14 protein-coding genes are annotated in these 11,259 nt (G+C 48.1%); 6 read left to right on the top strand and 8 right to left on the bottom strand.

Annotated elements, in window-relative coordinates; all coding sequences use genetic code 11:
• Positions 1–5: 5 nt before the first annotated feature.
• Positions 6–806: an SDR family NAD(P)-dependent oxidoreductase gene (locus ON064_RS14335; protein WP_274625299.1), complete on the bottom strand. Its 801-nt coding sequence runs from the start codon at positions 804–806 to the stop codon at positions 6–8.
• 217 nt (positions 807–1,023) lie between these two features.
• Between ON064_RS14335 and ON064_RS14330 the strand changes: the two genes are divergently transcribed.
• Both ON064_RS14330 and ON064_RS14325 read left to right on the top strand, forming a co-directional pair.
• A complete protein-coding gene (locus tag ON064_RS14330) occupies positions 1,024–1,605 on the top strand; it encodes an MEDS domain-containing protein (RefSeq protein WP_274625298.1) in 582 nt (193 codons plus the stop codon).
• 130 nt (positions 1,606–1,735) lie between these two features.
• On the top strand, positions 1,736–2,758 hold the full coding sequence (locus ON064_RS14325; protein WP_274625297.1) for an STAS domain-containing protein: 1,023 nt from the start codon (positions 1,736–1,738) through the stop codon (positions 2,756–2,758).
• A gap of 20 nt (positions 2,759–2,778) precedes the next feature.
• Here ON064_RS14325 and ON064_RS14320 read toward each other — a convergent pair whose 3' ends face one another.
• Together ON064_RS14320 and ON064_RS14315 are read right to left on the bottom strand one after the other, a co-directional pair.
• Positions 2,779–3,141: a DUF3784 domain-containing protein gene (locus ON064_RS14320; RefSeq protein ID WP_274625296.1), complete on the bottom strand. Its 363-nt coding sequence runs from the start codon at positions 3,139–3,141 to the stop codon at positions 2,779–2,781.
• A 534-nt stretch (positions 3,142–3,675) separates the two neighbouring features.
• Positions 3,676–4,410 carry a phosphatase PAP2 family protein gene (locus ON064_RS14315; RefSeq protein WP_121300555.1) on the bottom strand — a complete coding sequence of 245 codons (735 nt, stop codon included), beginning with the start codon at positions 4,408–4,410 and terminating at the stop codon, positions 3,676–3,678.
• A gap of 180 nt (positions 4,411–4,590) precedes the next feature.
• Between ON064_RS14315 and ON064_RS14310 the strand changes: the two genes are divergently transcribed.
• Both ON064_RS14310 and msrB read left to right on the top strand, forming a co-directional pair.
• A complete protein-coding gene (locus ON064_RS14310) occupies positions 4,591–5,097 on the top strand; it encodes a TlpA family protein disulfide reductase (RefSeq protein ID WP_274625295.1) in 507 nt (168 codons plus the stop codon).
• A gap of 16 nt (positions 5,098–5,113) precedes the next feature.
• Entirely contained in the window at positions 5,114–6,220 is a 1,107-nt protein-coding gene (gene msrB / locus ON064_RS14305) for a peptide-methionine (R)-S-oxide reductase MsrB (protein WP_274625294.1), read from the top strand.
• Positions 6,221–6,283: 63 nt separating this feature from the next.
• Here the strand turns inward: msrB and ON064_RS14300 are convergent, their stop codons facing one another.
• The 5 genes from ON064_RS14300 to ilvA all read right to left on the bottom strand — a co-directional run bounded on the left by ON064_RS14300 (position 6,284) and on the right by ilvA (position 9,029).
• The gene (locus ON064_RS14300) at positions 6,284–6,517 is read right to left on the bottom strand and encodes a hypothetical protein (RefSeq protein WP_274625293.1); all 234 of its coding nucleotides are present in this window, start codon (positions 6,515–6,517) and stop codon (positions 6,284–6,286) included.
• Complete coding sequence (locus ON064_RS14295; protein ID WP_274625292.1) at positions 6,480–6,647, bottom strand: hypothetical protein; 168 nt, start codon at positions 6,645–6,647, stop codon at positions 6,480–6,482. Before ON064_RS14295 ends, ON064_RS14300 begins: the two co-directional genes overlap by 38 nt.
• Before the next feature lie 29 nt (positions 6,648–6,676).
• Positions 6,677–6,889 (bottom strand): hypothetical protein, encoded by a 213-nt coding sequence (locus tag ON064_RS14290; RefSeq protein WP_274625291.1) that lies wholly within the window; start codon positions 6,887–6,889, stop codon positions 6,677–6,679.
• Between the two features lie 33 nt (positions 6,890–6,922).
• Complete coding sequence (locus ON064_RS14285) at positions 6,923–7,279, bottom strand: hypothetical protein (RefSeq protein ID WP_274625290.1); 357 nt, start codon at positions 7,277–7,279, stop codon at positions 6,923–6,925.
• 463 nt (positions 7,280–7,742) lie between these two features.
• Entirely contained in the window at positions 7,743–9,029 is a 1,287-nt protein-coding gene (ilvA, locus tag ON064_RS14280; RefSeq protein WP_058381486.1) for a threonine ammonia-lyase IlvA, read from the bottom strand.
• A gap of 206 nt (positions 9,030–9,235) precedes the next feature.
• Between ilvA and ON064_RS14275 the strand changes: the two genes are divergently transcribed.
• Positions 9,236–10,159 carry an oxidoreductase gene (locus ON064_RS14275; RefSeq protein WP_274625289.1) on the top strand — a complete coding sequence of 308 codons (924 nt, stop codon included), beginning with the start codon at positions 9,236–9,238 and terminating at the stop codon, positions 10,157–10,159.
• 111 nt (positions 10,160–10,270) lie between these two features.
• Positions 10,271–11,158 (top strand): fructose bisphosphate aldolase, encoded by an 888-nt coding sequence (locus ON064_RS14270; RefSeq protein ID WP_274625288.1) that lies wholly within the window; start codon positions 10,271–10,273, stop codon positions 11,156–11,158.
• Positions 11,159–11,259 lie beyond the last annotated feature (101 nt).

Below are 11,259 nucleotides of genomic sequence, written 5' to 3'. Positions count from 1 at the left end.
CTTTTTTATCTCATGACGCTGCCGCCGGAAATCTTCACCGATTCACCAACGATATTCGGTGCGGCGTCCGTTAATAGGAACGCAATCGTTTGAGCGACTTCTTGAGGAGTCGACAGCCGGTTGGAAGGGATTCCTGACTGTGCTTCTTCCAGCGCTTGCTCAACAGAAATTCCTTTTCGTTCCGCTTTTCTTTGGATGCTGGCTCTTGCCATTTCCGTATCGACATATCCCGGGCATACCGCGTTGACGCGGATACCGTGTTCAATCGCTTCCAAGGCCATTGATTGTGTCCATCCGACCACCGCGAATTTGCTCGCTGCATACGCCGTGTTACCAGCCGTGCCACGAAGACCTGAAAGAGAAGCGAGATTGACAATATCGCCTCTGCCTTCTTCCATCATGCGCCGGTATACCAATTGTGTCAGCATAAATGTCGATGTGTAATTGATGTTCATCAGATGTTCCAAAAATTCCTGGTCCAGTTCTTCCACTTGCTTTCCGCCAGCTGCTCCGGCTGAATTGACCAAGCCGCCAATGAATCCAAGCCGAGCTTCAGCGGTTTCGACCAGCTGTTTTCGGGCATGAGGATCCGTCAAATCTGCCGCATTGACATGCAGCCGGTCGTCATCCATCAATGCCTTCAATTCTATTTCCAATTGCTTCAGTTTCTCCGCATCGCGCCCGGTGACCGTCAGTTTCGCCCCCATCTGCGCAACTGTTTTGGCCGTTTCCCAGCCGATGCCACCAGTCGCGCCGGTGACCAAAATATGCTTTTCTACTAATGCTTGTTTATTAAAAATACCCATGGATATACGCCTCCTTGTGTGCAGTCATTCCCTTGATCGCAGTGTATTTAAACATGCGTTGCGGCTGACAGCTTAGATGCGACGTAAAGGCACCATATGGTATATACTAATGGGAAGTGCACAAGTGCTGTCATTTTTTTCACTTCCAGCTATTCTATTCCAAGCTGAAGACGAATTTCATCACTATATGGAAAATGCGTTACACGGAGGGGAAAAAATGAATCAAAGAATGAGCGATTTCACCGAAACTTTGCGCCAGACTGATTATGCGCATATTTTATACCTGACTGAACAAACAGATGTTTATATAGAAAATGCTGTGTCTTATATCTTAGACGGCGTCCGAAATGACGACCGTGTCCTGTTCGTCGAAAACCCGCGGATTTATCCGCAGATTCAAAAAAAGCTCCAGCAGCTATTGACTGCCGAAGAACTGGATTTGATCCTTTACGTCAATAACTTCGATTTCTATTGGCGCAAAGGGAACTTTCATCCCGAGGCCATTTTGGAATATTTCGAGAGTGTCGTCGGATCTTTCACTGCGGATGGCCGGCAGTGCCGGACATGGGGCCATATCGAATGGGGCAGCCAGGAAGACATTGAGCAGAAAATTATCGATTATGAAACAGAAATCGACCGCTCCGTCCCGCAGCGAAAAGTCATTTCTGTCTGTGCATACGATGCGCTCCGTGTCTCGGACAACTTGCGTGAGCGGCTGATGCATTGCCACGGATATCTGATGAAAGACCACAGCATTTCCGCATTATCATTTTACGACGATCAAAAAGCCCGGAATTGAGGTTCCAGGCTTTTTCATTTGGTTTGAAATCCACTTTAGATTCATGCATACTTCCCCCCCACTCAGGGAATACTTAAACAACTGCCATGATCTGGCAATGCTCGTATAGAATGAAGTGGAGGATACAGCTATGAAAAAAGAAATCACAGTTGGTGCAGCCGAGTTAAAGTGGGATTTGGAAACAGGAGAAGTGCTCTTTGACGGGGGCGATGTCGTCTTTTTCTGGACTTCCGCCATGGAAACCTTTTTCGACACCATTCGGGAAATCACCGGCACAGAAGCGACCGACCTGGTGCTTGAGACCACAGGATTCAGGCAAGGAATCGTTGTTGGAGAAGGATTCCGGGATTTGAAGAATATCAACGCCAGCAATGTGGTCGAGTGGATCTCAAATACGTATGCACCAGCAGGCTGGGGCAAAGTGGACATCGTTGAGATGGATATTGAAAACTATACATTCACGATGCATATACAGGATGACTGGGAATTTAAAATGAACCAATTGAACCGCAAAGGGACAAAAGGGATTTTTGTCCCTTCCCATTACGCCGGTGTTTTGACCGGATTATTCGGCCAGAATTTCTGGTACCGCACTATTCGCTACCAAAATGATGAACAAGCTTACAGCATTGTGGAATACTATCCATCGGACGTTACCGTGCAGCAAAACATACGGGAACTTGCAAGGCGGCAAGAAGACCAACAGATCCGCCAGCTTGAAGAAATGGTTGATGAAAAAACTCAAATGCTCCAGAAGCTCGTACGCGAACTTTCTTCCCCTGTCATTCCAGTGCTCGAAGGCATCATTGTGGTGCCAATGATCGGAAGCTATGACGAAGACCGGACAGAAGACCTGATCAACAACACTTTAAATGAACTGCCAAGGCATAAAGCGGAGTTTCTGCTGCTCGACCTGACAGGGTTGAACCGAAATATTTCAGAGCACACCGTGCAATTGATCGATAAATTGGCGGCAGCAGCACGCTTGCTCGGCACGGAGACGATTCTGGTCCGCGTCTCGCCGGAACTCGCCATGATCATTACACGGACGATGCAGGACCTGTCAAAATTCGAAACTTTGCAGAGCCTGCAGCATGGCATCTATTATGCGCTTGGCCGGAGCGGGCGTTCCATCAGCAACAAAAACAAGTGAAACGAGACAACACTCTCGTTTCACTTGTTTTTGTTATGCCCACTAGTAGGCGGCTGCTTCAAAAACCGTCCGCCTGTATTCATATAAACCAAAGCCGCTCCGGTAAATCCAAGAAACAAGGCAACACCGATGTAAAACATCCAACTTTTCTCAAGCAACATGCCAGCAAGCCAAAACAGCATACTGAAGGCTAAAGCGAATAATAATTTCCCGATAAAACGGGCCATTGCCGGGCCGTCATATTTCGCTTTTTCTTCTTTGGGCATCGTGTTATAACCAGCGATTAAAAATGCGCCTTTGCCTTGCAGCATATAAAGCCCGAGGAGCACCATCATAAACGCCACCCCGCCGATGACCAATGCCCCCGATTTCATTTCATCCATCCAATCCCCGCCTTGCCACTTGGATTCCTTCTCAATATTTTTCATTCGGCAAAGACCGAGGAATTCCTTTTCAAGCATGAAAAAATCCCGCACCCGTCTTCCCTGTGCAGGATTTTCTGGAAACCGCTTCCACATTCTCCGTTAATGTGTCCAATTTTTGAATGAGAATACCATCCCGATGATGACAACAGCTATTCCGCCGAAAATGAGCATGGGCAACAGCCCAACAATGTCGGTCATCTCAAGGGCACCTCCTTTTCTTTGATCATACGCCGAAATTAAAAAAAACGCCACATAATTGTTCGATTTTTCAGTCATTATCGGTTGCGCTGTTTACTGAATAAAACTAAGATGACAATAAGGACCGCTATTAAGGCTATCAACATCATCAAGCTGATCGGGATCCCGAAATTCACCTTCCATTCACCTGCCTTCCTATATGGGATAAGAGAATTTGGCATGAATGAATCACCAGCTTCATCAACAATATCCAGCTAGTAAAAAAAGCCGCCGGCAAGACCGGCAGCCGTGTGTTTACAATTTATCGATAACGGCCCGATAAACCGGGGCCAATACTTTGCGCAAGGCTGTAACAGGCGGCACTGGGCTTCTTTGTTGCCATTGGATCCATTCGAGCGCCACCAGGCTCAACACTAGCCAAATGGTGCCTGCGATATAGCCTGCCAGGACATCGCTTGGAAAATGCGCTCCCAGATAAATCCGGCTGATGCCAATCAGCACGATTAATACACTGAGCCCGAAAACCGATGCCCACTGCAGCCACGGTTTCTGCTTGGTCCGGACGACCAAATAAATAAGAAATCCGTAAAAGATCAGTGAGCCCATCGAATGGCCGCTCGGAAAACTATAGCCGACTGCATCGATTGTTTCATTGATGCTCGGCCGCTCCCGGCTGAATAAGTGCTTCAATAAAACCGTTAACAGCGAGCCGCCGCCAACTGCCACTAAATAGAACAAGACACCCCATCTGTCGCGCATCTTGACACCCAATATCCACAAGACGCCAATCGACATCAATACAAGAAACCAAACAGACCCAAGCTCGGTGATGATAAACATGACCGTGTCCATCCAGTTGCTTCCAATCGCTTCCAGCAATCGAATAGTGACAGCATCAAATACGGCCAATTCCTGATCGAGCATTTCATCAGCCAGTTCTGCAAACAAGACAATGAATAAGGATGCCAGGCCCAGGCCGACAAGCAACACGATAAAAGCAAATCCCGATAATTTCGTTTCTCTATCCATCCAACCGCTCCTATACTTTTACTTACCATCAGTTTACCCGACTTTGCCGATAAGTATGCCGCATCCTTTCAGTTCCGTGGTTCAAAGGCCTCTATTTGGGGAATAGCTCAAATAGATAGCAATTCAAGCAAGAAAACGCCAAACCCTTGCGAATTGCCCTCACCTGGAAGGATGATCACCATGAAATTACCACTCCGGCTGCTTGTATTAGCTGCCCTTCTGCTCACTTTCACTTCCTGCTCGGAAGCTTTATCGGAAAACCGCGGCCCCGCGGCTCCTGATTTTGCATTACCTGACCTCGACGGCACTGTCCATCATCTCGCAGACTACGAAGGCGAAAAAGTCTATCTGTTCTTTTGGGCATCCTGGTGCTCAATTTGCCTTTCCGGATTGAACGAACTGGAAGAATTGGCCGAAAGCGATAAAGACTTCACGATCCTCACCGTCATCTCCCCCGGAACATACGCTGAACAAAATGCCAATGAGTTCAAAGCTTGGTTCTCCACCATCGACCATGATGGCGATTTCATCGTTTTGCTCGATGATGGAGGAGAAGTGTTCGGGCAGTTTGAAATGGAGGCCTACCCTAGCTCTGCCTGGATCAACTCCGCTGGGAGAATTACCGAACAACGCACCGGCCACGTGACCAATGATGAAATACTCGAATTGATGAATTCGATTCGCTAGAAAGGCGGAACCACAGATGAAACAATATTTTCTCCCCCTGCTCTTATTATTGCTGCTGGCGGGCTGTTCAAGCGAAGCAGTCACCGATTCTACTACCGCCTCTTCTTCTTCAGAATCCCGCTTTCCAGACAATCCCAACGAAGAGCTGGAGTTCGATACCGAAAACCTGGAAGACATTTGGTTTGCAGGAGGCTGCTTCTGGGGCGTTGAAGCCTATATGGCACGCATCTATGGCGTCTATGAAGTGACGTCCGGCTACGCAGGCGGCACGATTGAAGACCCGACTTACGAAGAAGTGCTGACAGGTGATACCGGCTATGCCGAAACCGTCCATTTGCGCTATGATCCGGAACGCGTTTCGCTCGAGGAACTGCTCGACCGTTACTTCCTGATCATCGACCCGACACTCGTCGACCAGCAAGGCAATGATCGCGGCAACCAATACCGGACCGCAATTTTCTATGACGATCCATCCGCTGTGGCGGCAATCGATGAGGCTATTGCTGACGAGCAGAAAAAATACGATAAGCCGATTGTTACCGAAGTCGAGCCAATGACAAACTATTACCTTGCGGAAAACTACCATCAAGACTATTTGGAGAAAAATCCGGACGGCTACTGCCATGTTGACTTCACTAGCCTAGAAGACCAGGAAGTTCCGCAATTGATCGATCCGGCTGATTATCCGAAACCAGGTGAAGAGGAAATCCGTGAGATGTTGACGGATGAACAATACCGCGTCACCCAGGAAGACGGAACGGAGACTGCATTCGATAATGAATACGATGGCTTTTATGAGCCTGGCATCTATGTCGATATTGTCACTGGTGAACCGCTCTTTTCTTCCAAAGACAAATACGATTCGGGCACCGGCTGGCCAAGCTTTACGAAACCGATCGATCCGGCAGTCGTGACCGAGCACGACGATCTTTCACTGTTCGGCATGCAGACCGAAATCAGGAGCCGTGCGGGCGACAGCCACTTAGGCCATGTCTTTGAAGACGGGCCGGAAGATGCCGGCGGTTTGCGCTATTGCATGAACAGCGCGGCCTTGAGATTCGTACCGCTTGAAGAGATGGAAACGCAAGGCTATGGGTACCTGACAGACAAAGTAACTGAATAAGCACAAAAAAAGCCGGATTCCCTTTTAGATGGGTATCCGGCTTTTTCAATAAGCAAAGTTGGTTTATCGGCTTTCGGCCCGCTTCACTAAACGGCGTTCCAAAATGCCTTCGACGATCATAAAATTTTCATGGCATTTCGGGCGGTATCGGCCTTTGGCAATGCCTTCGATCGTCAAGCTGCTGACACCGTATTTCAAGCCTAAGTGTTCAGCGGGAAATTCTTCAATATGATAGAAATACAAGATGCTGTAGACGGCCTCATCGCTGAGCTTGTTTAATTCGTGTGCTGTTGTCATAGCGTTCGACCTCCCCATCAGGATGCTGCCGGGTGCGCTCGGCTTTATATTGAAGATAACCTTGGATAAAGCGCTCATAGCTGGCTGCAAAAGCAGCGCTGATCTTTTTCATCTCGCTGTGATTTCCCATATTGAACACTCCCATCAAAAGTTTACCGCTCAGTAAGTCTCCACCAAATATTTTTCAATTCGGTTGAATCCCCTGTAGCAGTCTCTTCTCACATGGCCGGACAGCAAATCCTCCAAAGACTCAGCGCTGATATGAAAGCGCTGGGCCAACTCTTTAGTTTCATAGCCTTTCATTTTCCACAAGTACAGGATCAGGTAAATGTCTTCCTCGCTTAGTTTAATCAGGTCACTCCGATTACCCATTGAAACTACCGCCTTCCACTTGGTTTGGATTGTTTACGCTGGCTGTTCCAGGCAGCCAATCGCTGAACTCAGCCTTGTAACGAATACTTTCGGTGACTCATGAGAACGGATCCTTACCCAAAACCCGTCTTCATGGGGTTCAGCTGTCTGCAGATAGTCCGTCGGCAGGGGCATTGGGTGGATGACAAGCGCCTGGATAAAAACAGGCAGCTCTTCACAGCTCATCCAAACATCCACTTGATTGATAGCTGTACCGCCGTTATCGTAGCCGAGAAACCGGATCGTCCCTCCTGCAGTTCTAGTACCGATTCGAGTGCTGTCTTTCACTGGTGATTGTGGTTCTTGCCAAGCGTTCCCCAACGGCTTAACAAGTTCTCTCCTTTCTTCCATAACGTTCTCTCCCTTTTTGCGTACTAAAAAAAGCACCGGAACAGGCTCCTCTATCCAGAGGAGAATATTTCCGGCGCTGTGCACAGCTCTATAGTCTGCCACATTCAACCAAAGTTTAAGTTTACAGTTGCACAGAACCGGTAATACTTGTTCTCTGCCTTATCCTGGAGCAGCCATTCAATTCATTCGACACCATCCAACTATAAAGCGCTATCAGATATGCCAATCGATAGTTTGCATAAGATGATGTGATAGTATCAGCCTACATTATTTCACATTTCCTGTAAACCCTAAATTACTGAATATTTAAAATAATATTTTATCACCATATTTCTGTTTATTATTGATAAAAAATAAGCTCTTTTAGTGCAGGAGAATTATAATATCTACAATTTTCCAGTAAATAAAAAAAACTGTGCCGCCCACTAAAAAACACAGCAGGCAGCACAGCCATCAAATCAGATCAGATCAGTAAATTGAAAAGCAATGAATCGTTATTGATGTCCTTATACGGGAAGCCGTTTTGCGCCATGCGCTCCACGAGTGGCCCGTAATCTGCCGGGTCTTTCAATTCGATCCCCACTAAGACGGGGCCATGTTCCCGGTTATTTCGTTTTGTGTATTCGAAGTGGGTAATGTCATCCTGTTCGCCAAGCACATCGCCCATGAACTTCCGGAGTGCTCCCGCTCGTTGCGGGAAAGTCACGATGAAATAATGCTTCAAGCCTTCGTAGATTAGGGATTTTTCTTTGATTTCCTGCATGCGTTCGATATCGTTATTGCCGCCGCTGACGACGCAGACGACATTTTTCCCGCGGATTTCTTCCCGGTAAAAGTCGAGTGCAGCTACCGATAACGCGCCGGCCGGTTCTGCGACGATGGCATTTTCGTTATACAACTCAAGAATGGTCGTACAGACTTTGCCTTCCGGGACCGGAACGATGTCATCCAGCACTTTTTGGCAGATCGCCATCGATAGATCCCCGACTTGCTTGACCGCTGCCCCGTCGACAAAGGTATCAATCGTATCAAGCCGCGTCACTTGGCCTTCCTTGAGAGAAGCTTTCATGCTCGCCGCGCCTTCCGGTTCGACACCGATCAGCTTCGTTGCGGGAGAAACGCCTTTCAAATACGTTCCGACGCCAGACGCCAATCCTCCACCGCCGATAGCGCAGAACATGTAATCGACCGGTTCCTGCATATCATTGAGTACTTCAACTGCGACCGTCCCTTGCCCTGCGATCACAGCTTCCGTATTGAATGGATGGACGAAGGTTTTTCCTTCTTCCGAACAGACTTCCATCGCTGCCGCAAAGGCATCATCGAAGCTATCGCCGATCAAGACGACTTCTACATATTCACCGCCGAAGCGTTTCACTTGAGAGACTTTCTGGCTCGGTGTCGTAAGCGGCATGAAGATCTTCCCTTCGATGCCGAGTGCCTTGCAGGAATAAGCTACACCTTGTGCATGGTTGCCGGCGCTAGCACAGACGACGCCTTTGGACCGTTCGGACTCGGTCATGCTGCGGATGAAATTATAGGCGCCTCGCAATTTGAACGAACGGACCACTTGCTGGTCTTCCCGCTTCAAAAAGACATTGCAGCCATAGCGTGCCGAAAGAATCTCGTTGCGCTGTAAGGGCGTCCGGATGATGACATCCTTCAGCGCCTGATTGGCGACCATAATATCGGCCACGGTCACCTCTTTAGCAACGACTTCCCTTTCCAGCTCTGTGATGTTTTTTGCCATCTGATTCACCCTCTTCATTTTGATTATTGAATTACTCTAACACATCAGCGGACTTTGTTGTGTAAAAATTTAGACAATTCGATGATCTTTTCACAAGATTTTCGTTTTTTCTCGAATGTATGCGGTTTCAATTTTCAAATGGGGTAAACTAGATAGAAAAAGAAGCTTCACGCAGCATTTATTTTAAATAAAGGGGAGATGATTTTTTGGAAGATGTTCATCATAAAATCGCTATTATCACTGGCGGCAATAGCGGCATCGGATGGGAAGCCGCCAACATGCTCGCCGGCCGGGGCTTCTCGATTCTGTTGGCAGTCCGCGATTTGGTCAAAGGCGAAAACGCTAAACGGGAGATTCTCGATTACCATCCGGAAGCGACGGTTGCCGTTTTGAAACTCGACTTGGCCGATCTCGCCAGCGTCCGCCATTTTGCGGACAGCTACAAAAAGCATTTCCGTTCACTCGATTTACTGGTCAATAATGCGGGGATCATGATGCCGCCTTACGGAAAAACGAAAGACGGCTTTGAATTGCAGTTCGGCAGCAATTACCTCGGCCATTTTGCGTTGACCGCCCACCTTCTGCCGCTGCTTGCAAAGACCTCGGGCTCGCGTGTCATCACACTCGGAAGCCTCGCCCACAACCGCGGCTCAATCGATTTCGATAATCTTGACGGCTCGAAAGGCTATCGCCCGAAAAAATTCTACAACCAAAGCAAGCTCGCCAATATGCTGTTTGCGATGGAACTTGACCGGCGGCTGAAAAAGCACCATATCCAGACGATTAGCGTCGCCTGCCACCCCGGCGTTTCTGCCACTAATATCTTCAAGATCGGAAAATACGATGCGCCGGTGTTGCTTAGGGATTTCGCCAACCGCTTTCTCCAGCCGCCCGACATGGGAGCGCTCGCTACCGTCCACGCCGCTACCGAACCGGATCTCACAGGCGGTGAATACATCGGCCCTGCCGGCAAAGGGCGCAGAAAAGGCTATCCCGCGCTCGATACCCCCCACCCGACAGCCGTTGATGAAGCGCTTGCCCGAAAACTATGGGACGTATCCGAACAATTGACAGGCGTCCGCTTCGACTTTGAAATAGCCAAAAATCCAGGCGTTTCTATTGAAGATTAACATGCACGACAATTCTGAAATCTTTTTTTGATGAAAAACCCGATTATTGGTACACTTAGCAGGGAACAGGATTAATGGAGTCAAAATTTCTTAATCTAAGGAGCTGAGACGATGAACACAAAACAATTTGAAGTAATGAAGAACGGCAAAGGCTTTATCGCTGCACTCGACCAAAGTGGTGGCAGTACGCCAAAAGCGTTAAAACTTTACGGCGTTAATGAAGATGCTTACTCCAACGAAGATGAAATGTACGACCTGATCCACGAAATGAGAACGCGCGTCATGACGGCCCCGTCATTTTCATCGGATTATGTGCTCGGAGCCATCCTGTTTGAACAGACGATGGACCGCGAAGTATACGGCAAATATACAAGTAATTATCTATGGGACGCGAAAGGTGTCGTTCCCTTCCTTAAAATCGATAAAGGCCTGGCGGATGAACAGAACGGAGTTCAATTGATGAAGCCAAACCCGAATTTGAACGAACTGCTGAAACGTGCGGTCGAACGCAATGTCTTCGGCACGAAGATGCGCTCAGTCATCAAAGAACCGAATGCGGAAGGCATCAAGCAAGTCGTCGACCAGCAATTCGAAGTGGCGAAAGAAGTCATCGCTGCAGGACTCGTGCCGATCATCGAGCCGGAAGTCGATATCAACAGCGCAGACAAAGAACGCATCGAGGCCATGCTGAATGACGAAATCCTCAGCCATCTCGATAAGCTCAGCGACGACGAGTACGTCATGTTGAAATTGACGATTCCGACGCTGGCGAATTTCTATAAAGAATTGATCGACCACCCTCGTGTCGTGCGTGTTGTTGCATTGTCCGGCGGATATCCGCGCGAGCAGGCGAACCAGAAGCTTGCTGAAAACAAGGGCTTGATTGCCAGCTTCTCACGTGCCTTATCAGAAGGTTTGAGCGCTGACCAGTCGGATGAAGAGTTCAACACGACGCTCGAAAAGTCCATCAAAGAAATCTACGAAGCTTCCATTACATGATATAAAAAAAGCGCTCCCTTTGTGGTGCGCTTTTTTTCTTATGGATTGTATAAATAAAATCAAACCCAGGCCATATAGTAAATTCATCATGTTTGAGATTT

This window comes from Planococcus sp. A6 (genome assembly GCF_028823615.1).
Lineage (GTDB): Bacteria > Bacillota > Bacilli > Bacillales_A > Planococcaceae > Planococcus.
The sequence above is the reverse complement of the archived record's forward strand: the minus strand, read 5'-3'. Positions and strand labels throughout refer to the sequence as shown.